Annotated in this window: 24 protein-coding genes; all 24 read left to right on the top strand. The window is 46.8% G+C overall.

The features are described 5' to 3' along the window. The first annotated feature begins 15 nt into the window (after positions 1-15). The 24 genes from MoGM_RS09065 (at position 16) to MoGM_RS08935 (ending at position 21651) form a co-directional block, all read left to right on the top strand. The gene (locus tag MoGM_RS09065; protein WP_104369762.1) at positions 16-1128 is read left to right on the top strand and encodes a hypothetical protein; all 1113 of its coding nucleotides are present in this window, start codon (positions 16-18) and stop codon (positions 1126-1128) included. Then, positions 1125-1541 carry a hypothetical protein gene (locus MoGM_RS09060; RefSeq protein ID WP_104369761.1) on the top strand — a complete coding sequence of 139 codons (417 nt, stop codon included), beginning with the start codon at positions 1125-1127 and terminating at the stop codon, positions 1539-1541. Before MoGM_RS09065 ends, MoGM_RS09060 begins: the two co-directional genes overlap by 4 nt. A 20-nt stretch (positions 1542-1561) precedes the next feature. Next, entirely contained in the window at positions 1562-1831 is a 270-nt protein-coding gene (locus MoGM_RS09055) for an acyl carrier protein (protein ID WP_104369760.1), read from the top strand. After that, positions 1816-3045, top strand: a complete 1230-nt coding sequence (locus tag MoGM_RS09050; RefSeq protein WP_104369759.1) for a beta-ketoacyl synthase — start codon at positions 1816-1818, stop codon at positions 3043-3045. Before MoGM_RS09055 ends, MoGM_RS09050 begins: the two co-directional genes overlap by 16 nt. A 1423-nt stretch (positions 3046-4468) precedes the next feature. Then, positions 4469-4804, top strand: coding sequence for a hypothetical protein (locus MoGM_RS09040; RefSeq protein ID WP_104369757.1), 336 nt, complete (start codon positions 4469-4471; stop codon positions 4802-4804). 12 nt (positions 4805-4816) lie between these two features. Further along, the gene (locus MoGM_RS09035) at positions 4817-5827 is read left to right on the top strand and encodes a PriCT-2 domain-containing protein (protein ID WP_104369756.1); all 1011 of its coding nucleotides are present in this window, start codon (positions 4817-4819) and stop codon (positions 5825-5827) included. Between the two features lie 284 nt (positions 5828-6111). Then, positions 6112-6996, top strand: coding sequence for an FAD-dependent thymidylate synthase (locus MoGM_RS09025; RefSeq protein WP_104369754.1), 885 nt, complete (start codon positions 6112-6114; stop codon positions 6994-6996). Positions 6997-7008: 12 nt separating this feature from the next. Continuing rightward, the gene (locus tag MoGM_RS09020; protein ID WP_104369753.1) at positions 7009-7578 is read left to right on the top strand and encodes a hypothetical protein; all 570 of its coding nucleotides are present in this window, start codon (positions 7009-7011) and stop codon (positions 7576-7578) included. Further along, positions 7538-8233, top strand: a complete 696-nt coding sequence (locus MoGM_RS09015) for a hypothetical protein (RefSeq protein WP_158249591.1) — start codon at positions 7538-7540, stop codon at positions 8231-8233. Before MoGM_RS09020 ends, MoGM_RS09015 begins: the two co-directional genes overlap by 41 nt. An 11-nt stretch (positions 8234-8244) precedes the next feature. Beyond that, entirely contained in the window at positions 8245-8769 is a 525-nt protein-coding gene (locus tag MoGM_RS09010) for a hypothetical protein (protein ID WP_104369751.1), read from the top strand. A gap of 40 nt (positions 8770-8809) precedes the next feature. Then, positions 8810-9079, top strand: a complete 270-nt coding sequence (locus MoGM_RS09005) for a hypothetical protein (RefSeq protein WP_146078706.1) — start codon at positions 8810-8812, stop codon at positions 9077-9079. Beyond that, positions 9076-10170 carry a hypothetical protein gene (locus MoGM_RS09000; RefSeq protein WP_146078705.1) on the top strand — a complete coding sequence of 365 codons (1095 nt, stop codon included), beginning with the start codon at positions 9076-9078 and terminating at the stop codon, positions 10168-10170. Before MoGM_RS09005 ends, MoGM_RS09000 begins: the two co-directional genes overlap by 4 nt. Beyond that, positions 10076-10624 carry a hypothetical protein gene (locus tag MoGM_RS08995; protein WP_146078704.1) on the top strand — a complete coding sequence of 183 codons (549 nt, stop codon included), beginning with the start codon at positions 10076-10078 and terminating at the stop codon, positions 10622-10624. Before MoGM_RS09000 ends, MoGM_RS08995 begins: the two co-directional genes overlap by 95 nt. Continuing rightward, positions 10611-11159, top strand: coding sequence for an SAM-dependent methyltransferase (locus tag MoGM_RS08990; protein WP_233210236.1), 549 nt, complete (start codon positions 10611-10613; stop codon positions 11157-11159). The genes MoGM_RS08995 and MoGM_RS08990 overlap by 14 nt, the downstream gene beginning before the upstream one ends. 9 nt (positions 11160-11168) lie before the next feature. Then, entirely contained in the window at positions 11169-11495 is a 327-nt protein-coding gene (locus MoGM_RS08985) for a DUF4406 domain-containing protein (protein WP_104369747.1), read from the top strand. 257 nt (positions 11496-11752) lie between these two features. After that, a complete protein-coding gene (locus MoGM_RS08975) occupies positions 11753-12493 on the top strand; it encodes a hypothetical protein (RefSeq protein WP_104369745.1) in 741 nt (246 codons plus the stop codon). 276 nt (positions 12494-12769) lie between these two features. Continuing rightward, positions 12770-13144 carry a hypothetical protein gene (locus tag MoGM_RS08970; RefSeq protein ID WP_146078703.1) on the top strand — a complete coding sequence of 125 codons (375 nt, stop codon included), beginning with the start codon at positions 12770-12772 and terminating at the stop codon, positions 13142-13144. 305 nt (positions 13145-13449) lie between these two features. After that, entirely contained in the window at positions 13450-15006 is a 1557-nt protein-coding gene (locus MoGM_RS08965; RefSeq protein WP_104369743.1) for a hypothetical protein, read from the top strand. Positions 15007-15039: 33 nt separating this feature from the next. Beyond that, complete coding sequence (locus MoGM_RS08960) at positions 15040-16326, top strand: hypothetical protein (RefSeq protein ID WP_104369742.1); 1287 nt, start codon at positions 15040-15042, stop codon at positions 16324-16326. An 81-nt stretch (positions 16327-16407) separates the two neighbouring features. Continuing rightward, entirely contained in the window at positions 16408-16965 is a 558-nt protein-coding gene (locus MoGM_RS08955) for a hypothetical protein (RefSeq protein ID WP_104369741.1), read from the top strand. A gap of 188 nt (positions 16966-17153) precedes the next feature. After that, positions 17154-18308, top strand: coding sequence for a hypothetical protein (locus MoGM_RS08950; protein ID WP_146078702.1), 1155 nt, complete (start codon positions 17154-17156; stop codon positions 18306-18308). A 41-nt stretch (positions 18309-18349) separates the two neighbouring features. Beyond that, the gene (locus MoGM_RS08945) at positions 18350-19072 is read left to right on the top strand and encodes a hypothetical protein (RefSeq protein WP_104369739.1); all 723 of its coding nucleotides are present in this window, start codon (positions 18350-18352) and stop codon (positions 19070-19072) included. Further along, complete coding sequence (locus MoGM_RS08940; RefSeq protein WP_158249590.1) at positions 19020-21047, top strand: hypothetical protein; 2028 nt, start codon at positions 19020-19022, stop codon at positions 21045-21047. Before MoGM_RS08945 ends, MoGM_RS08940 begins: the two co-directional genes overlap by 53 nt. A gap of 148 nt (positions 21048-21195) precedes the next feature. After that, entirely contained in the window at positions 21196-21651 is a 456-nt protein-coding gene (locus MoGM_RS08935) for a hypothetical protein (RefSeq protein WP_104369737.1), read from the top strand. The last annotated feature ends 7 nt before the right edge of the window (positions 21652-21658 follow it).

The following is a 21658-nucleotide window of genomic DNA, read 5'->3' as shown; positions in this document are numbered from 1 at the left end:
TATATAGTATAGGATATGCAGATAGATTTGAGACTTCCTGTTTCGTGGAACAGGTGTACGCTCGCACAACTTCGGGCAATAGCGGAGATTATGACGGAGCGGGCTTTCCTTTCCTCTCCTCTCCGTCCTTTTGATATGATGGAGGTGAAGATTGCGGTGTTCTTCCGACTCACGAACATAGAGGTGGTTGAACCGCTGAATCCTCGTGTGCCGGTCGAAGCACAGTATTACCTTTGCCGGATGCGCTCTTACTCTATTGAGGATGAGGGGCGTTTGTGGTTCTTCGTTTATCGGGCATGGCGGTCGTTTAGGTCGTGGTGCATCCGGCGCATCTGTGGATATGACGATACGTTTTCTCTCTATGTGTGGCAAATTCACTCGTGGCTTTCCGGCGTCCCGGCCAAAGGGAGGAATAGGGCGCAACCGGGTATGTTGGATTGGCTGGATATGACGCAGGGTAATGGCTTGCTTCTGTTTCTTCTTCGCAATATCCGTCGGCGCCGTGGTTTGTCGCTGCGCAAGGTGCCCTTTCGTGGCCCCGCACCCCTCATGGATGGCTTCTCCTGGCAGCGGTATCGCTTTGCGCAGGAGTATATGCAAAACTATATGAACGCACAGAACCATCTCGTGAAGATGCAACGGATGGGACGGAAGATTTCTCCGAATGATTTGCTGATGGCTTCTAAAAACGTGGATTTGGCAAAGGCGTTATTCCTCGCAACTATATACGAGCGGCGTATCACATATATTGACGAAGAAACGGGGCGTACCGTGACGCGCTTCCATTATCAGTCCAATCAGTCGTCGGATAATGCACCTTACTTTCGCAATTTCCCTGATCGTGACTGGCAACTTGTCCTTCTTTGGTGGTCGTCCATGATGATGTATTTAGCAAAGATGTTTCCCAAGGTATTCAAGAAACAACCTGTGGGGAAAAATGAGCGGCAACCTAACCCTCTTGAAATCTATACGCGAACAACGGCAACGATGGAGAAGTATCTGTCCATGACGGCGCGTGATGTGGACAGAGAACCTTATACGACTATCCTCCAACAACTCGAAGACATCTCACGGCACAACGAGGAGATGGAGCGTATTAACAAACAAATGAAATCCAAAAAGAAATGATACTCACAAGATTTTGTTCTCGCCAAGAATTTGACAAATTCTTGGCAGGAGAGACACTTATCAACAATACCGACCATTACAGAGGTGGAAAAGGTGGATCTGTCTCAAAGGGGTTCTGCTTTTCTCCGGATGAACCTAAGACGGCATGGAGGTACCTCAAAGGCATCGTGTCGTATGATGCTTGCATTATCGTCGATATTCCGGATGACACACCGATGCTGCGTAAGTCGTGTGGAAAGTATATGGATTACAGTAACAGTAGGCCGTTCCCACATGTGTGCGTTAAACTTGAATACTGCATCACTGAATATAATCGTAATACAGCAAAACTCGTAAGGGCGTTGCCACCTGAAGAGTTTGCGACAAAGGAGGAATTGCGTGTACTTGAAGTCTTGCGTTTCATAAAATCATAAATTCATCAATTCATTTATTCATGGAAGAAAAAATTTTCCCTCGGATTCTCGAAATCCTTTTGGCTCGTTTCGACAGCGCATTCATGCCACCAAAGGAGTCTATCACTCTTGATTCCAGCCTATCCTGCGACATAGGTATGGAGTCGCTCGACATAGTGGACTTTATCATTGGGATAGAGACGGCTTTTTCGGTCGATTTGAACAGCGTGGACGTTAAAAATGTTCGCACCATTCGTGATGTAATCAGTTTTCTTATCTCCAAAAAACCTTCTGTATGCGACAATCTTTAATCACGGGAATAGGTATCTGGTCCTGTCTCGGCCGGTCTCAGGGAGAGGTGGCGAAAAGTCTCCGCTCCGGCACTCCTGGTATCGGTATATCTCATGCGCGAAAGGTATATGGCTACCAATCTTCTCTCACGGGCTTGGTTTCCATGCCAGACTTAACAAAAGAACCGCTGCGTAACGCACAGCGCAAATGTCTTTCCGAGCCGTCAATCTATGCCTACATGGCGGTGAAACAGGCGCTTGCACAGGCGTCCATCACGGACTGCTCTCGCTATGCGCTCATCGTAAGCAATGACTCCACGGCTTGTGCCAATGCCGAGACGGAGGGCATCATGGAGACATATCACGATACACGAAGGGTAGGGGGCTTTCAGGTCTTTCGCTCGCTGAACTCTACGGTATCTATGGCACTGGCATCTATCTTTGGATTCAGCGGGCTTTCGCTGACGCTTTCTGCGGCATGTGCCGGTGGTGGCCATGCCGTCGGCATCGCTCACTCTTTGATAGCATCTGGTATCATCGACGCTGCAGTGGTGGTAGGGGCGCAGGAAGTGGGTACACTGGCTTATACGGCATTTGATGCGCTGGGGGTGTTCTCTCGCAATGAGTCTTCCCCCTCCACAGCCTCCCGGCCGTTTGACAAATCGCGTGATGGTCTTGTTCCGTCGGGTGGTGCAGCGGCACTGGTGATAGAATCGGAAGAGCATTACGCGCAAAGGTTTTCTATGTCCGGCAGATTGCACTATCCGATGGCGGAGGTACTGGGTTATGGTTTCTCTACATCACCAAACATCGTGTCTCCGTCGGCCGACAGCATTCTCGCGGCAATGCGTATGGCGCTGGGCAAGGAGACACCCGTACCGCAACTGACAACCATCTTCCCGCACGCGACTTCTACAAGGGATGGGGACTCGGCGGAAGCTCAGGCTATCTCTGAACTGACGAAGCGGATGGAACGGCCACCACTCACGGTGCCAATCAAGGCACTTACCGGACACGAGTGTTGGATGTCCGGGGTATCGACTATCGTCTATGCCATCATCCAGCAGCAAGGAGGCTTTGTCTCCCCGCACCCCCATCTTGCCGAAAAGGACAGCGCAGCTTCATCTCTCATTATTCCCACGCGACCACAGGAATACAATCACGGGCTTTGTCTGTGCAATTCTTTTGGTTTCGGTGGTACCAACGCGGCCATATTCCTCAACCTTCTTCCGTAGGACAATCGGTGTCCACTTATCGACAAGACAACGCCTCGAAGTTTGGACTTCGGGGCGCTTTTGGTCTCACCTTATTGGGATTAACCGCTATTGACCTAATGGAGAGGCTCCAATTCCTATAACAAAACAAAAAGCAAACAATATCCCAATTTAATATACAATGCAAATTTACTAAATCCCCCTGACATGTGCAAGCGGTCGCGCAAAAAAAACTCCTGTTCGTGTGTGTTTTGCCATTCCTGATTTTCAAGGATGCTTAGGGAGACTAAAAGGAGGAGGGCTAAGAGTGTCCTCCCATCTTCGGAATCCCTTGTATTTCCGCTACTTTTCCTCCTTTTATCCCTCCTTTTTCAAGTCCAAAAGGAGAAAAAGTGGTTTTTCTCCATACCCTGCTGATTATTTTGCGAATTTTGCGTCTCTCCAAGACCCTCTTTTCCCCAGACCTCAAAAGGCATAAAGCAATATACGAAAGTTCCACTTTCTCTTTTGACTATTAGATAATTAGGAAAAAATTATGGATAGCAAAATGAGGGGATTTTGGCTTGTTTCTGATAGATTTTTCTTTTTTTTTGTTTTTCTTCCTGTGTGCGGAATGTTTGTAAAAAAGAGGGTAAAATAACTTTTTACTTGTATAAGGGTAATAGTTTTCAGTGTTTTGGAGCATTTTTCAAAATTACTTTTCCCCTCTTTTAGTCTCTTTGCTCAACTTTTTATTTCATTTCTGACTTTCCCCTTTTCATTGTCTCAACCTTCAAAAAGTTATTTTGAGGATCTAAGGAAAAAGATAAGGAGAGTGGGGTGGTGAGCAAAGGCGGAGAGCTAAGTTCCGAGAATACTGGTCATCGGGTTGTCCCATTAGAAGACATCTGATAAACATACTCAGGCAGACAGATTTTCATCCTTTCCTCATCGAAATCAACCTTAAACGTTAAAAATAAGGGGCGTAATCGCAAAAACAAGAGATTTTATTTTGTAAATCCGATTAAAACCTTTATTTTTGTAGCACAATAACAGATTATAACCACGATGAACAGGTATTTTTTCATTCTCAACTGGTCACTGCTTGCCTTCGTGTTAGGCATTGGATGCTGGATTATGCCGTTGCTGAACGCTCCCTGGCTGCTTGTAGGCTCCATACTGGCTGCTATGTTTACGGGGGGATTCGCATCCTGGAGATACTACAAAATTAAGGATCCAGACAAGCCACGGCGATGGCGTAATGCTTATTTCAAAAAAAATTATATACAGGAAATCTGTGTTCAACTGATTATAGCCTTGATCTTCGCTTGGCTGGCATGGTGGCTCACATCTGTACTATATGTCGTGACGGGATTCGCTGTCACCCTCGCATTCAACTATATTGTGGAATGTTTGTATGCGCGTTTCATACGTAAAAATCCACCTTTATAATACAAATGTGTATATGATTAAGAAATTGAAAATTGACAAGGACCGGTGTCTGACATCCAAAAACGAGCAGAAGCGCATAGAGGAGTCGCTGAAGGTTCAGCAAGAAATGACACCGAAGGTACTGACTCTTATGAAAGAGGCAGGTATCAATCCGTTCACCTCAATAGAGGTCCTGGGTTCTTCCATGTTGATGCTGATGTGCTTCATGCAGGAACTGAATAGTCAGGTGGACATGATGGACTCGTTCTGTGGCTTCTTTGACAAAATGAAGGAGCGACTTCATGCGGAAATGCCCAAAGCCTGTCATAACGGGCAACTTAAAAAGAATAATGACAGAAATAAGAATTGAATAGCCTTTTCTATGTTTGATAAACTTTGCTCTATATATACGGATGCGCACGATAATGTGGGACGGTTCTACGACCGTACTACGAATAGTGTCATCCGGCAGATGACCATCCGCGACTTCTGCCTCACTGACCGCTGGAAATCGGTGGTCATGCAGTTGCGTGGCTTGGTGGATCAGTATGGGGCAAAGGAGGCGAAGAAACGGGAGGACTACAAGAAGATGAAAACGATTCTGCCTGGGGCTACGCTTTCGGGACTTTTTGAACTGCGCGAAGTGACCTCGGAGAAAGTGAACCGGAAGACAGGAGAACTGTTTTCAGTGACGGAACATGTGAGTCGGCGCACGGCACATCTGCTTCAACATACGGGTTTTCTTTGCATCGACATCGACCTGCAGGATAATCAGTCGCTTTCGGATATGAAATCTGTCCTTCGTACATTGCGTCATCGTCCCGAAGTGGCACTCCTGATGCTGTCCTGCTCTGGAACGGGGTATTTTGCGCTTATCCCGCTGGATTATCCGCAGTACCACAAGGAACAGTTCCGTGCCTTGCTCCGCGAATATGCGGCACTGGGAATCGTCATTGACAAGCAGTGTGGCGATGTGACGCGCATCCGTTTCGCTTCCTACGATGAACATCCGTATATTAACCCGAATGTAATCCCGTATTCGGGTATCGACCTCGGTTCTCAGATGCTGGCGCCAAAGGCGGCCGTATATCAACCGCATACGGAGCCCTCGGATGACCTTGTGAACAAGGTGGGTATTCTGGTGGAGAAACTGGAGCGGCACCATATTGACATCACTAATGACTATGCAGACTGGTTTCGTGTCGGATTTGCCCTGGCTAATTTACCCGATCCGTGGGGGCGCAACTTCTTCCATCGTGTGTCTGCCATCTGTCAGAAGTATAATGCTTCTCTCTGCGATCAGAAGTTCAATGCGCTCAGCCGGCCGGACCGCATAGGTATCGGCACATTCTTTAACATCTGTGCGCAATATGGTATCACATTAAAGTCTTAAAGAATATATGAAAGCTCCTCCGAAACATTCGTTTGTCGATGGCACCGGGCAACGGTTTATATTCCTTGACATCGACATCATGCTCCGTAATGGAGAACGCTTTTTTACAACATTTCGATACAAGGCTCCGGTTCATTACGATTTTTACCTTGGTCAGTGGTGTGTGGAAGCGGATGGATTGTCGGATGAGTTGAACATCAAATACTCTTTCTTGCGCAACCGGACGGATGTGCACATTTGTCTCAATGAGGCGAAATTTGTAAAACGGTATAATCTATGTAATAATGAAAAAAATACTTCCATCCGCAGAACTGTGGGTAAACAATTCTAATCCGGCGCACGTGGCTCGTGCAGCACGCGTATGCTATGCGTCCGAAGGGGGAAAGAAATCTCCGGAGGAACTGTGTGATGAATTGGCTTCACGTGGACATCTTTCGATGTTCCGACATGCGTCTTACTATTATGTGTTCCAATCTGGCAATACTTCTGATGTTCCGGCATGTCTGTGCGTGGCACTGACGAATACGCCTTTTGTGACCTGTGTATATTACAAGAAAAAAGGGATGGACGGCCGTATATATTTCCTGTCCACAAACGGACAGTACTTGAATGATAATCTGAAGATTGCCAAAATTCTTACCCCCTATGAGGTGTCGGTAGATAGGTTCGTGTCTCGGGCACTTGAGCTGCACTTCCCTACAGCATTCATGTGTCTTCGCTATACGGTGTGTCTGACGACGCAGATAAGCACATCTCGTGAACTGAACCGTACCAGTCCGAACAGCATAGCGGAACAATCTACACGCTACGTGAACTTCGGCCGTCCGGGGCGTGGTATCACCATCTGTTTGCCTCACTGGTATGATTGTGCGCACTGGACGAAGCGACTCTTGGCTAACGTGGCATGGAAGTGTGGGGAATGGGCTTATCGCATGGCGCTGCGTCTCGGTCTTCCTCCACAGGATGCACGGGGATTTCTGCCGCTTGATACGGCAACGCGCGTGGTATATACCTACTCGGCGTTTGAATGGAGACATATCTTTCGGCTTCGTCTGCTCGGTAATACGGGAAAACCGCATCCGAATGCGAAGCAGGCGGCATCTCTGATACACGAGGAAATCCTTTCCCAGCATCGTTTGTTTGCCGGTCCTGATGCTTCTCTGACTTAATCATATACGGATATGAAATGGCTGAAAAAATGGCGGGAACACCGTCAGGAGGAAAAGAGACTGAAATGGCTCTCCGCTTTGTCCAAGGTGTTTGCCATCTTTGACAAGATGATTCGCGTGGGATTGGTTTCTTGGAATGACAAGGAACGTCGGGTGTTTATATCCGAACCTGTCGCGCTGTTTTTCATTGCACAGGGTGCGGGCCGTTGGAAGACTTTTCTCAGTAATCTTTATTGTTGTCAGATGTATAGATTGCAACAGAAGCAGTGGAATGATTATATCATCGACTGTCAGACGAAGGCGGTAGGCCGACGGAGGTCTGAGGTGGCTATGCTTACCAAGGCTGAGGTGGAGCGTATCAGAAGAACTACGGCCGATGGCATATCTATGCAGGACGTGGATTTTCCGACTATCCAACCGTTCGAGTTTTTTGTTGTTCAGGATGTGGTGGGAGACAAGGCAACCGTCCTTTGGGTTGGGACGTATGACCCTGATACGGATGTGCTGGATATGGCGGAATGGGATTCGGTGAGACGGGCTATTGATAAGAACAGAAAGGAGGGTAATCGTGGAGAAGAATGAGTATTTCACCCGTTTTCAGGAGATGTGCATAGGCATCCTGGCGCAGTCGGGTAACTGTGAGGAATCGCAGGCTTTTTTCCACAATGCGCATACTGTACCGGAACTGGTGTCGGCATGGAAACGCTATTGGGATGGTTTTCTGCATGAGGTGCCATCCCTGGTGATGGAGGCTTTCCGAAAGAACTATGACATCTATCGTGAGGACATCAATCTCGCGGGTGTGTTCTACAATGAAGTGCCTCCGTTGTCCGCACCTCCTTCTATCATTCTCGTAGGAGATGATGATGCGGATGGAGAAACCCCGTCTCCGGCACTCGTTGTCGATGGTCGTCACCGTGTCTATGTGTTTGGTGCCCGTAAGGTGTGGACAAAGGGTGCCTGCAATGTTTTTGTCAATGCAGAAAAAGCCTGTGTGCGTCTCTCCGATGCGTGCCGGGCTAACGTGGAGAAGGGTAAAGTCGTTGCTATGGATCGAACAGTGGTGTCTGGGAAAGGGAATATCGTATGCTATGGTTCTGTAACGGTTAAACTTTTTGGTGGAAGCGTAGAGGACTATGGACACCTGCTGATTGACGCCTACAACGATTCCCGTGTGATTTCATTCACTGAAAGAAAAATAAATCTTCACGACAATGCGAAGATATTTCCAATCTAAATGTTACGGCAATGATTACAATGGTTCTTGATTGGCACGATTTCCTTTTCGCCATCGAAGGATTCGCTCGAGGTTCTCATCTCCGGCAGCATATATGGCATGAGATTGTCACGAAGTACATCTCGCAAATGTCTGACAGAGAAAGGGATAACATTTGGTTTTTTCTCCGGCGTGATATATGGCCTATTTTCTTTGATGGTAAGTCTCATTTCTGTGGAGATGATGACTTCCTTCATTGCATGGCGGCTATGCAGCGCAATAATTATGCTACGGTCGTTTTCCGTGAGAATGGACGGACTAATGGCCGTAGGCATCGTGCGTATTGCTATCGTTTCCAGAATACGTGGTACGTGGAGAATAGATTTAACACATTTGTACCGGAGGAATGGGTGGATTCCGTAAGTCGTCCTGAAAAAGAAAAAGCCTTGCAACCTCTTTATATTGAAAAAGGTAAGGAATCGTGGTGGACGAATCTTGATGTGTACAATCTTCCTGTTTCTGAGGTCAGAAAAATGACTGTGGAGAAAATGATATAATACTAATTATGTTTAATAGAGTATGGCGGAGCAAAAATTTATGGCACAAAATTCAGATATATATATGATGTATGCAGCAGAGTTAGGATTATGTCTGAAGGAACTCGATATGACAAAATCATTCGTGGAGGATGTCCTTAGAAAAATGGCATTGCAACTCCGTGAAGAAAAAGACAAAGGTATGTCTGAGAATAAAAGACTGTCATATTACGCACAGCTTACTCACTCGGTCATACTTAATCTCCAGGCTGTAGAAAACTCCGTATCGGCGTTGTCCCTGTTGATGGCTCAAAACAATGATAATATATGAAAGAAACATCTCGTATAAAGGGTAAGGCTATCTACCAACCAGCAGGCGCGGCTGAGGAGTATTCCCTATGGGCATGTAACCTTTACAAGGGTTGTGACCATAATTGCTCGTATTGCTATTGCAAACGTGGACCGATGGCTCATACTTTGGGTGGACCGCACGCGGTACTGAAATCTACGTTGGGTGATGAGTGGTCGGCCGTCCGTATCTTCCGCAAGGAACTGGATAAGTATCGCACGCGGATTATTGAGGATGGCGGTTTGTTCTTCTCTTTCTCTTCTGACCCGTTTCTTCCGCAGACAACGGATCTGTCAATGACGTGCATAGATTATGCACTATCTCAGGGTGTTCCGGTATATATACTTACCAAGGCTGTGAATTGGCTGTATAAAGATGTGTATATTGGCTCTCTATATGCCTATCGCCATTTGCTTCACATTGGTTTCACACTGACCGGACATGATGAAATGGAACCTGGTGCCCCTTCTACTCAGGAGCGCATAAAGGCTATTTCTCGGCTGCATGAGATGCAGTTCTCCGTTTTCGCTTCCATCGAACCGGTCATTGACTTCAATGATTCTCTAAGTTGTATTATTGACATAATGCTTTTTGTGCGTGAACTGCGTATCGGATTGCTCTCTCCTTACTCGCCTCGTCGATACGACTGGACACAGTGCGACCGTTTCATAGATAAGGTGACGGAACTTTCACTAAAACATGGTGTAATAGTTCGATGGAAGAAATCTATCAACCGTTTCTATAAGGAGAACAGGCCGGATGATATGCACAGTACTATTCCTGATGACCGTACTACCACACAAACGGCCAAACCTATCTGTCAGTCTGTCCTATCCGTATCTGACAAGAATCCATCGGTTCCGTTACAGTCGGCATTGATGCGCCCCCCCCCCCTGCTCGGAGGAGGTCTTTCGCCAGCAGGTACGGCAAAGCGTGGAACAACGCTTGAAGGTTTTTACCAAACAGGAGAATTACTTTATGGCATTGGGACCATTGGTAATAGCGGACATAGCATGGCAGTATGCGGTTCGTACCACGGAACTGGCAGCAAAATACCGTATAGAGGTGCTTAAAAAACTTTCACGCACCGTAGGTGTCCTGTATAAAAGGTATGATGAACTACTCAGAAAGAATTTGGATGACATGGGTATTAAGCGCATTTCTACCCTATCGCAGAAATTTCTGAAGGTAGCGGCAAATGACTTTACCGTGCTGTGGTGCTCAATGAATAACGACATACGTCGTCTTCTTCCGAATGCACCTTATCAGGATATGCGTACCGAAGCCTTGTGCGGATATATGATGCTGGAATTACTCAAGGAGCATAATCGGAAAATGGATGAGCTGATAATGGAGCGATGCGGACACCATGATTGTGCGCCTAACCCTACTCTCGATTCGCTCCGTGACGCATTAGATGCTTATATCTCTCCTGACAAACTGGTGCTTTCGGACAATGCGCGTCTTTCGGTAAAGATTCTATATAATAAATTGTCTCAAATGGATTTTGTCAATGAGAAACCATAAAGAAATAAACAAAACAGATACTTCGCCAATTCTTGATGCTTGTTGTGGTGGAAAAATGTTCTACTTCGACAAGAACGACGATAGGGTGCTATTTCAAGACATTCGCAGTTTTGAAACGACGTTGTGTGATGGACGAACATTTGAAGTAGATCCTGATATTCAGGCAGACTTCACAAATATGCCGTATGAAGACGAACACTTTTCAATGGTTGTTTTTGACCCCCCCCATCTGTTGCGAAACGTCGGCAATTCAAAATTTGCTGACATATATGGCAGTCTTAATGAGAAAGCAACACCAAAAGGGTATCAGCATATCAAATATGGTGCATTGTATTCAGATTGGCGCGATATGTTGTCCAAGGGTTTCAATGAATGTTTCAGAGTTCTGATGCACGGTGGATTTCTCATATTCAAATGGAATGAAACAGACATCAAAGTTTCCGAAGTTCTGAAACTGACATCAGAAAAGCCTGTATTTGGACATATTTCTGGTAAAAGGAGTAATACCCATTGGATATGTTTTATGAAAAAATGAATTTAATCAATGAGAAATAAAAAAACGAGAAAGGCTCGGGTCTATATATCAGGTCCTATGTCTGGACGTACAAAAAAGGATTACATGCTCCACTTCCATCGAATCGAGCAACTGATACGTGAGTCTGATGAGCAGCCTGTTAATCCCACTCGTATGTGGGGTATCTTGCAACCGTTGTTTGAACGAATACCATATAAATATCAGGTCATACTCGACTGTCTCTTTCTCGCCTCGTGCGATGAGATTTGTTTGCTCAAAGGTCACGAAAGTTCTCGTGGCTGCGCTCTTGAAAAGGAGGTGGCAAGATGGTTGAACTTACGTTTCTGTTATGAATGAACAATCAATAACTTTATTCAAATATGACTCTGAAAGAATATCAACAGTATAAACGGGTTAAACTGGCTAAGGAAGTCAGTGTGGCTTTTTTGTCTTGTTCCACACTGTTGAATGATGCTGGATCCCAATTTAAGAATATCGCTATGAACATCAAAAAACTGAAGTCTTGTATGGAACGACATAAGATAAGTGGCTCTGGCGATAACAGATGAATTGTCTCTTATATAAGTCTATTTACTATATATTTACATTTGATTATGGCGAACATTTATATCCGTACTTCCAGATATGTTGCTGCTTTCATGCGGGCGACTGGTGATGGCATGTCAATGCCTGCTCACCAGCCTGTTGTGTTTTCTCCATACACGCAGGAGTACGTGGTGCTGGCTAATGGATTGCGCATCGTTCCGGAAGCCAAGCAGCATCGTGCATCATGCTACTCGCAGTCGGCCTGGCAGAATATGTTGCGTGGACGATTGCCGCAGGGTGGTAAGCCTATCATCTTACGTAACCCGGAGGACTATCTGTCTTATGCGGAGATTTGTACGTTGGAACAACTTAACAACCGGACTAAAACGGATGCCTACGAGTTCCTTTGTGTACAGATTCCAAGGGAGATTTATGTTAATGGACATGTGGAGCGCACCACAAAGTCTTACACGCTGGACTCATCGGCGGCAAACCAACTGCGTAAACTCCTTCGTGAGTCGTTTATCCGGGTATTCCTCGATTTCGAGACGCGCAACCGCATCTTTGCTCAGGCAAACAATATCCATCGTTCTGACGTGGAAATCATGGAACGGTTCTTTATGGAATACGACATTCCAGTGTCTCACGATCTTAACGAAAGGGAAACATTGAGACGCCTCAAACAGAGATGGCACAATGAAGCGACATACTTGGCAAGCAGTCCTGCCATCATCAAGGATGGTCTTGTATCTCGCATTGATGAACACGAACTGACGGGTGGACGACCAAAATATGATGGTGAAGATTGAAAAAATGATATGTAAACAAAATTAAAATTGATACATAAAAATAGTTAAATAATGATATGTTTTCGATGTTTTTATGGCGGCAGTCTGTCCGCTCATACTTCTCTCCCAGTTATGGATGTTGGGTGTTCTCGTTTATTTGCTTGTTTTTCTGATAATCTTTAATAGTATTATATTATGTCTTGTCTCGAAAACCATATATCAGATATTGTCCGTATGGAGATTTATTTGGATAGCCAATGTACGTTCCCTATCCCGTTCAATGTCTCCTCGAAGTCTATGGCACTTGCAGAGGGGGCTTTGTCTGGTACTCCGGTGGCAGCTTTCTCACTCTCTCCTGACGATGGTGAATTTGTGATGGCGGACTATCCTATGGTCAAAGTCTCTGATACTCGTCAGTCTGCAGGTGTTGTCTATGAGCATGACATCCAATTGTCAGTGACCTTACGGCGTGCAGAGGTGGTAAATGCCTTGGAGCCTTTGTACTTACAGGACTTCCATGTGGTTTTTACGCGTGATGACAATACAAAATGGTTGTCTCGCTCGCTCGCTAACACTTCGGTATGCAATACGGAAAATACGGAATCATCAAGCTCTTCTCTCACAATCAAAATAAAGTTGTCTTCTCTGAGTGCTCTTATCGCGCTTTCATAATATATATATATAGGTATAGTGGTACAAGGTAAAAAGATTGGATAATGGTCGTCTGCGTGACGGCGTTGGGTTTAACTTTTGTTTTGGGCCGGCAGTTTTCTGTCGGCCTTTTTGTTTTTCTCTGTAATTATATCTTGTATTTTTCCATCTTGTGAGTCGTTCTTTCATCATTTGGAATGTTCTGTAAGTAGTGAAATTTACTTGCTTCTACTCCCTAAAACGTTCTTTTTTGTCTCTTTCCCATTCCATTCTCCCCTATCCCGCTTTCTTATTTTTGCAATATGAAAATTCAATAATTCAAATATATGAATGGATTGCTTGAAATACTGACTACCAAATTGTGGATGATTTCTCCGGATTTTGTTCACGCTTCTCGTTCGGTGATTGAACACAACTTGAATACGCATTCGCCCATCTCTTTTAAGGAGAAGAAGCATCCTTTTGTGGCTGTACAGCACACACAAGGTGCTGTTCCTGATATTCTCGAATATCAGGTTACGGATGATGGTAAGGTGAAGTATTCTTGGAAACTCGGTTCAATGGAGACTCCTTTCGTCAATGTGCTGCCTGTTCAGGGACCTATCACTCGCAATGGGGGTGCTTGTTCCTATGGTTCTGCAGAACTTCGTGACTGGCTCGTCCGGGCGGCCAACGATAAGATGTGCCGGGGACATATCTTCTATATCGACACGCCGGGTGGATCGGCATGGGCGAAAAATGATTTCCAGCAGGCCATCGAATATGCGCACTCGCTCAACCAACCTGTCCTTGCTTTCATCGACGGCATGTGCGCGTCGGCCGGTATGTACCTCGCTTCATTGTGTGATGAGGTGTATTTCATGCACCAGAAAAACCGTATAGGTTGTATTGGTGTGATGGCGGCCTTTTATACGGAGAAGGACGGAGAAATGAACAAATATACCAACGAGACGTATCACGAGATTTACGACCCTGAGTCGTTCGATAAGAACCGTTGCATCCGTGACATAGCGAATGAGGGCAACGACAAACTTCTGGTCAAAGAACTTTCTGACCTCGGTGTGGAGTTTCGCTCGGATGTGCTTGCTGCTTTCCCCGCAGCGACCGACGACCATATTCATGGCAAGATATTCAATGCCGAGGATGTGGCGGGTGTGCTCTGTGACGCTCAGGCTTCTTTCGGCGACACCATTCTTCGTGCTTTCGCGCTCTACGATGGGGCGGCACGTATAACGCGCACCAAACAAGCACCCGGAAAAACAAAATCTAACGCCACCGATGGTGGCGCTTCACAAGAAACTTCTAATTCTCAAACTAAATCCAAAATGAAGGAATACACTCACATCGCTTCGGCGTGTGGCGTACAGGAACTGGTGGTCAATGAGGAGGGGGCACACTTCGTGCCGGCCATGCTCGACCAAATGGAAACGTCGCTCGCTGATTCGGCTGCTGCAAGGCAGAAGGCCGAAAACCGTGTTGCAGAACTGGAACAGCAGGTGGCCGATAATGCCGCTGACCGTCAGAATGCAATCGCAAATCGTGAACAGGAATTGAACGCTGCACATGAGCAGGCGCTCTCCGAACTTCGTAACGAGCACGCTCAGGCTATCCAGGCTGAACAGGAGGCTCGTCAGACGGCGGAGCAGCAGCTGCATGACGTGCAGGAACAACTGGCTACGGCACAGCAGGCCATCGCCGACCGTGATGCACAGATTACTGCGCTTACCCACACTGCTGCCGAAACAACAGATGAAAGTCCATCTACCAACGGCAGAGGTGTTAATCTGACCAAGGAAGGCGGTATGCCGGCCTACAATGACAATCTCTCTCCGATGGAGAATAAGCGTATTCTTGACGAATACAAGGCAAAACTCCACAAGTAATTATCATAGTATAAAACTAAAATTCTTAGAACAATGGCTGAAAATAATGCTCCTGTGTTCATTGGCCGTGAGGCGCTCACTCAAGTGGCCAACCAAGTAGGAAAGCAGATCGTCATGGGTCCTGCTTACTACGACCCTGAATTGCTCACCCGTTTGGGCATTAAGGTGATTTCCGGTGTAAAGTTCAAGAGGACTGACCACCTCCTCGTCCGCAAGGGTGGCACCACTCGTCGTAAGAAGGTGGGTACGCCTGTACAAAACAAGATTGGCTTCCTCAAGGAACGCGAGTTGGTGGCTAAACTGACCTGGAACCGTTACAAAGACAACATCGACAACTATGTCGAGACGGTCTTTGGCACTGATGGTAAACCTGGTGGGCTGTACCCTCTCGCTACAGAGGCTTGCGAGGCTATTCTGATGTCTTATGCCGAGGATCTGACTTCTAACCTTTTCTTCGGTAATATGGAGAACGAGACAGCAGAGGACGAAGACCTCCAGAAACTCTCACTCTACGATGGTTTCCACACGGTTATCGCTCATGATGTGGCTGATGGAATTATCAGTTCTCAGAACGGGAATCTTGTCGCTTGCGAGGCCATTACCGCACCTACTGATGCGCACGACTCTACTCCTTACGATGTCGTAGCGGAGTGGTGGACAAAGTGGGATGCTCGTCTGCGTAAGCAGAAGAAGGTCATCCTCCACTGCGACATCCTGCGTGGTATCTATATCGCTCAGGGGTATTCCAACAAGTTCCACGGCAATGACAAGGTAGAATACCTCAAGGGCGCTGACGGAAAGCCTAACGGAAACTTCATCATCCCTGAAATGCCGAAGGTAGAATTTGCTCCTTCTGACAACTTTGGTGTCGGCGACCGCCTTATGGCTACAATCCCTGACAACCTGCAGTATGGTGTGGATTCGCTCAGCAACCAGACTTTTGTCAAGACGCATTTCGGTTCCGACGAGGATGTACAGGATGTAATCTTCCAGGTTCAGTCCATTCAGGGTACTCGCCTGCTCTCTCCGCTGTCCAGCACGTTTGTCATGTCCGACGGCTCCATCGCTCCTGACGTGGTAAACGGTGACTACACGAACTCTAAACTGGTGGTGTCTGTAGATGGTGCCGGTTCTGTAAAGGTTAATGGTGAGACATACACTGAGCCGGCTGATTTTGCTGCAAATGATGTGATTGAACTGGAGGCTGTACCTAACACTGGCAAGACATTCAAGTCTTGGAGTAACGGCAAGACGGATGCCAAGATTTCCATCACAGCTTCTGGGATGCCTATGGCCCTCACAGCTTTCTTCAGTGAGTAAATCTGTCGGGTGACGGAATCACTGCCGTCACCCGACACTCATCAATTTTACCAATGTATAACTCAAATTTCATTCATAATTATGGCTGAACAGAATTGCCCGAATCTTGAGGACTTCTTGACCTCTGATTTCTGCGAGGAAAACATAGCCGGCACCGCTGCGGTAGCGTATGTCTTCTTGAAGAGTGACCTTGCAGCACCGCTTACTCGCACAAAGAATGTGTATTCTACTCCTACTTTTAAGTCAGGAAAAGGTCTCTACAAAATTGAACTGAAGGACGACTCGCAGCATGTACAGGGCGAAAGTCAGGGTCCAAATGGTGGCTACAACCAGACGTGGAATGCTATCCTCGATAAGGTAAACCGCAAGACTTCTGAGCTTGCTCGTTCTTTCAACAACCTGAACATCGGTGTCATCGTACCCGATGGTGAAGACAACCAAATCCTCTATGACCCCAACCGTCGTCTCAAAGCGGAGTCTGGTGGTATCAAGACGGACACGGGTGCCGCACCTGGCGATGATCGTCAGACAACTCTTGAGTTCAAACTTAGTGGTGTCACTTTCCCGAACTTCTATGTGGAAGCACCGGAAGATGGTTGGGATTCCCTGCTTGCTTCCGCTGCTACTACCGGAGGATAAAACCGTTGTCTTTTAGATATTCCTAATGCGTTCCTCGTTTACTATAGCGAGGGACGTTTTTTATATTCCCGTCCCTGCATGGTTTCCCCTCCTCCCCTGTTTTGTCCCGCATTCTTCTTCCCCTGTTCCTATTTTTGCGTATAAATTCATAAATCAATCGTTTCATTCATTCATAAATTCATTAAATCATGGCAAATAAATTATTCTCTCAGATGTCGGAAGAGGAGCGGCAGTCGTGGACAAAGGATTACTGTAATTGGCAGTCCCGTGTGTTGCCGGAACTGATGAAAGCGCGTACCATGACGACTTCATTCCGCAATGATTTCGAGTTGGGTCTGTCTCTTCTGTCTGCTTTCCCTTATTGTCGATCTTTTGTGGCAGAGTCGCTTCGATTCAAAAACTATATTTCACGCATAAAACCGCTGGCTCGCTATGCGGACAAGGTAACGGCAGATGCGGAGAAGATGTTGAATACCAAGGTGGATCTCTCCGACCCGGCGCTTCTTGTTCGGCATGTGGGACGACCCACCAAACAGGAGGCTGCTGCCCGTGCGTTGAAGGAGGAACAGGAACGTAAAGCGGAGGAAGATAAAGAAACGCTATTCGGAAAGAAAGCGGACATTCCCATCGAAACTCCACCGGCTCCTGCCACGGTCTCTGGCTCGCTAACCGGTGGTGCGCTTCTTCATCTTGACCAACTGAAATGGCTGCTTCCCCTCAAACTTCAAGAGGCTGTGGATGCCGTCCGTGATCTGCGCAACCGCGCTTCGGAGGAAGCAACTATTGCAAAACAGATGGCACTTGATGGGAAACATCCGAAGGACATAGAACCGCACGCCCAAGCTGCTGCAAAACTGGTGGAGGAATACGAAGGCATATACGAACGGGTGGATGATGAATTGGCCGCTGTGTATGTGCGCCTTAAAGAGGACACGACTTTCATCAAAAAGATGGAGGAAAAACAGGTAAATCCTTCCGAACTGCGTACCATGCTACGTCCTTATTGGGACAAGATTGAGGATAAGGAAGCATTCAAGGCGGCGGTGATTGACTTCATCAAGGCGAACGACCCTGCTCAGGCTGCTGTCCGTGAACAGGAGGAGATAAAGAAGAAGCAGGTGGCTGACATCGTGAAATACCTTACTCGCAAGGACAAACCGAATACTCCGAAGCGTATATCTACTATGAAGGCTCGTTACGAGGAATTGAAATCCTTGATGGGTGAACAGGAGGCTGCTGTCTATCAACCTGTTCTACAGGCAGCCATTGACGATTGCAACAACAACGTTATTCCGGCTATTGAAGCAAAAAAATCATCAAAAGATGATGAACAAGAAGCGTAATGTGCCGGACTTACCGGAAATTTAACCAATCGCTAATCAAAATGTCTCTTCCTTCAAAAAAATACTTTGAACTTGTTGAACGCTGGATTCTCGGCGGACTCTCCATCGACAAGATGGCGATGTCCGCTGACAGGCGTTTCCGTGCCATGCTGGTGTATGAAGCCTATCAGGTGTGGCTACAGGATAAGCAAATCCGGCCGTCAGACATCATCCGGCGTATCGCTGCCCGTGAATATCCGTTTTTTCTTCATAAGGCTGAGGAGGGTAACGAGAAGGCTATGGAATATGTGCGTGTTCTGAACATCCGGCCGGGTGTTCCGCGCTCGGTAACGGAGATCTCCAATGATGTCGCTTTGCTGAATTATCTTATCGGCCGTTTCGACACACCGATTGATAATATCGAACGCGCAAAGGTACTGGATGCGTCCGACTGGCTGATGCGGGAAGGTATGAAGATGGGGGACTCGCGCTCGGTAAAGGCAGGGGCCGATCTCAAGATGCAGTTGTACGACAACTTTAAGGACAAGGAGAATCCGGCGGATCAGATGCCAAACATGGAAATAAATATCACGGGGGATGTGACGGTTATCAAACGCGATCGCGTGAACTATACGGATGAGGAGAAGGCACGCATGGGCCGCAAATACGGACTCACACGCAAACAGTCTGTCGAACTGTTCCAGCAACCGGATGGATCATGGCAGATGCCGGATGAACAACCTGATTCTGAACCTGAAAATGACATCTTCAATGAAACGACGTGATGTGTATCTTAACCCGATGCAACAGCGCATCTATTATACGAATGCGCGTGATGTGCGTCTGCTGGCTTCTCGACGATTCGGTAAGACGGATGGCTCTATTGGGCCTCGTATCTATCGGGTTTCTCTCTCTATGCCACGGGCTACTAACATCTGGCTGGGAAACTCTCGTAAACAGCTTTATACACGTACCGTGCCGGGTACCATTGCGGCAATAGAACGTTTCTATGGCCTTCGTGAGGGTACGCACTTCGGATGGGGTAAACCGCCTCGATGGGTGCCGGAGCCTATCATCAAACCGAAATCATGGGAGAATGTTATCTGGTTTGCTAATGGTACGATATGGCAGCTGATTTCTTTGGCCGTAACGGGTTCGGCCAACTCTATCACGGCCAACTCTATCGTTGCGGATGAGTGCAAGTTTATGTCGAAGTCGAAGATTGACGGGGAGGTAATGGCGGCTCTGTCTGGTATCGTGCATCCGCTCGGCAATCCGGCTTTCTCTGAGGAAAACCCGCTTTACAAATCTACATTTTTCGCTTCGGATGCCTCACTTACAGTGAAGGGCAACTGGCTGGAGAAGGAGGAGGAAAAACTGGATCAGCATCCTTCTTCGGGGCCTTTTTCAAATAGGTCATACCGGGAAATTCAGGCGGAATTGACCAATTATGCGGAACGGATTATGTTCTATAATGAACTGCTCCGTAATGCGCAGAAGGATGGGTGTGTGCCCATCGTGCTTCCTGCTGAACAGATTGCTGCGGTCAAGGTGAAGGCAGAAGCTATGATGAACCATGAGGGACCATTCCGCATTCTTCCGAATTATGGCCACCGCATTAACAAGGCTATGCTGACGCAGTGCATCAATTATAATCTGATTTCTCCTGATGAAGCGGAACTGCTCTTTTGCCATAAGTATCTTATTACACCGGAGCAGGATTTCGATATGCAGATGATTAACGAGTCAAAGTCGTATAAGAAGCATATTGCGGAACTGCAACGTTATGCGTTTTGCTTTTGGCGGGCGACGACTTTGGACAATGTGGACTTGCTTGGCAAGGAGTATATCGAGAGGATGAAGCGTGACCTTCCACCCATCGTGTTTGCCATCTCTATTCTCAATCTCAAGCAGGCGAAATCAAACGATGGTTTTTACTCCAATCTGGACATAGAGAATATACACGGATATATTCCTGACGACTGTCCGGCCATTGACTCTTCCATCGTCAAACGGACGGCTTCTACTGTTCATGGTGGACAACAGATTGATACAGAATATGAGACGCCTGATTTTGGTGAATTACAGAAACTGAAGGATTGCACACTCGATGGGGATGTGGTGGACAATCTGCCGCTCTACATCGCCATGGATTACAATGCGAATATCAACTGGATTGTAACTGGGCAGTTATATCAACGCGACAAACAGGAATGTCTCAATGTCATTTCTTCCATGTTTGTGAAGAATGAGCGTAAGCTCCGCGAACTATGTGGCGACTGGCATCATTACTACAAACCGAAGATGGCGAAATGTCGTGATGTGGTGTATTTCTATAATGCTACTGCCAAGTTCCGTGGATATGCTGTCGAGGGTATGGAAGACTTCAAGGATGTAGTCATTAACACGCTTACCTTGTTCGGGTGGAATGTTATTGCTATCGACATGAGGGCTCCCATGGCACACGAGATTAAGTACAAGGACATCAACGAATCGCTGGCCGGCTGTGCCTACCCTGCCATACGTTTTAATAGGGAAAACAATGAGGCACTTATTGTTGCCATGCAGTCGGCAGAGGTTTCCATTGGCTACAAGGGATTTCGCAAGAACAAGGCTGGTGAAAAACTTTCCGAAGATGCCGATGATGCGGTACGACTGGAATACCGTACCGATGGCACGGATGCTTTCGATGACCTTTATATTGGGGTCAGGTATCATCTAAACAATTTATCCGGGATGTGTATGCCTATACCGGAGTGACCCCCTGCATTTATGGAGTATTGACCATGCGCAGCAAGACAGCGGCTTCTGGGTTTCCGGCAGTTCTTGTCTCGCTGCGCGTTTTAGTTTGTCCCATTCTCCATTTCTTCTCTTTGTATCTTTGCCATAAAATAAAACTATCTCGTATATGACGGACATCGCTTTTTCTTATGACAAGTCGTTTTTCTACTCTCCCATTCTGAATGGGGGCATCAAGGTACAAGTGGGCTTTGCAACGAAATGCCCTGTACGTGTGGTACTCGAAACGAGGTTGTCTCCTTCTAATCCGTGGGTCGTCCATCGTAATTTCACGGCAAGCGGTTCTTTGATTGTCTCTATTGTCCGTTTCGCTGAGGGACAACAGTTTCGTCTTCGCTCGTCTCGTCGGCCCTCCTCTGCTTATTCTTCTGTCTTAGATGCAGGTTCTTTTCCATCGGATGCTGATTTCAATGAATTGTCTAAAAGAGTGACAGACTTGGAAGAGGGCAACGAACCTCTCGTGCTTTCTATCAACCCGGAAACGGGAAATCTTGAGCAGGAAGGTATCAGTTCCGGCACTTTCGGCATTGATGAAGAAGCGGGTACGCTTTATTTTGAATCATAAAAATTAA

It is taken from the genome of Prevotella sp. MGM1 (assembly GCF_002933775.1).
GTDB lineage: Bacteria > Bacteroidota > Bacteroidia > Bacteroidales > Bacteroidaceae > Prevotella.
This window is presented reverse-complemented; position numbering and strand designations above follow the sequence as displayed.

What these genes read in the sequence shown, in the direction of transcription:
- MoGM_RS09010 (WP_104369751.1), top strand. Translation starts at nt 8,245, where the DNA reads ATGATTACAATGGTTCTTGATTGGCACGATTTCCTTTTCGCCATCGAA.
- MoGM_RS08955 (WP_104369741.1), top strand. Translation starts at nt 16,408, where the DNA reads ATGGCTGAACAGAATTGCCCGAATCTTGAGGACTTCTTGACCTCTGAT.
- MoGM_RS08965 (WP_104369743.1), top strand. Translation starts at nt 13,450, where the DNA reads ATGAATGGATTGCTTGAAATACTGACTACCAAATTGTGGATGATTTCT.
- MoGM_RS08945 (WP_104369739.1), top strand. Translation starts at nt 18,350, where the DNA reads ATGTCTCTTCCTTCAAAAAAATACTTTGAACTTGTTGAACGCTGGATT.
- MoGM_RS09020 (WP_104369753.1), top strand. Translation starts at nt 7,009, where the DNA reads ATGAAATGGCTGAAAAAATGGCGGGAACACCGTCAGGAGGAAAAGAGA.
- MoGM_RS08975 (WP_104369745.1), top strand. Translation starts at nt 11,753, where the DNA reads ATGGCGAACATTTATATCCGTACTTCCAGATATGTTGCTGCTTTCATG.
- MoGM_RS09005 (WP_146078706.1), top strand. Translation starts at nt 8,810, where the DNA reads ATGGCACAAAATTCAGATATATATATGATGTATGCAGCAGAGTTAGGA.
- MoGM_RS09025 (WP_104369754.1), top strand. Translation starts at nt 6,112, where the DNA reads ATGAAAAAAATACTTCCATCCGCAGAACTGTGGGTAAACAATTCTAAT.
- MoGM_RS08985 (WP_104369747.1), top strand. Translation starts at nt 11,169, where the DNA reads ATGAGAAATAAAAAAACGAGAAAGGCTCGGGTCTATATATCAGGTCCT.
- MoGM_RS09060 (WP_104369761.1), top strand. Translation starts at nt 1,125, where the DNA reads ATGATACTCACAAGATTTTGTTCTCGCCAAGAATTTGACAAATTCTTG.
- MoGM_RS09055 (WP_104369760.1), top strand. Translation starts at nt 1,562, where the DNA reads ATGGAAGAAAAAATTTTCCCTCGGATTCTCGAAATCCTTTTGGCTCGT.
- MoGM_RS09040 (WP_104369757.1), top strand. Translation starts at nt 4,469, where the DNA reads ATGATTAAGAAATTGAAAATTGACAAGGACCGGTGTCTGACATCCAAA.
- MoGM_RS09035 (WP_104369756.1), top strand. Translation starts at nt 4,817, where the DNA reads ATGTTTGATAAACTTTGCTCTATATATACGGATGCGCACGATAATGTG.
- MoGM_RS09065 (WP_104369762.1), top strand. Translation starts at nt 16, where the DNA reads ATGCAGATAGATTTGAGACTTCCTGTTTCGTGGAACAGGTGTACGCTC.
- MoGM_RS08940 (WP_158249590.1), top strand. Translation starts at nt 19,020, where the DNA reads ATGAACAACCTGATTCTGAACCTGAAAATGACATCTTCAATGAAACGA.
- MoGM_RS08970 (WP_146078703.1), top strand. Translation starts at nt 12,770, where the DNA reads ATGGCACTTGCAGAGGGGGCTTTGTCTGGTACTCCGGTGGCAGCTTTC.
- MoGM_RS08935 (WP_104369737.1), top strand. Translation starts at nt 21,196, where the DNA reads ATGACGGACATCGCTTTTTCTTATGACAAGTCGTTTTTCTACTCTCCC.
- MoGM_RS08960 (WP_104369742.1), top strand. Translation starts at nt 15,040, where the DNA reads ATGGCTGAAAATAATGCTCCTGTGTTCATTGGCCGTGAGGCGCTCACT.
- MoGM_RS08950 (WP_146078702.1), top strand. Translation starts at nt 17,154, where the DNA reads ATGGCAAATAAATTATTCTCTCAGATGTCGGAAGAGGAGCGGCAGTCG.
- MoGM_RS09050 (WP_104369759.1), top strand. Translation starts at nt 1,816, where the DNA reads ATGCGACAATCTTTAATCACGGGAATAGGTATCTGGTCCTGTCTCGGC.
- MoGM_RS08990 (WP_233210236.1), top strand. Translation starts at nt 10,611, where the DNA reads ATGAGAAACCATAAAGAAATAAACAAAACAGATACTTCGCCAATTCTT.
- MoGM_RS08995 (WP_146078704.1), top strand. Translation starts at nt 10,076, where the DNA reads ATGGCATTGGGACCATTGGTAATAGCGGACATAGCATGGCAGTATGCG.
- MoGM_RS09000 (WP_146078705.1), top strand. Translation starts at nt 9,076, where the DNA reads ATGAAAGAAACATCTCGTATAAAGGGTAAGGCTATCTACCAACCAGCA.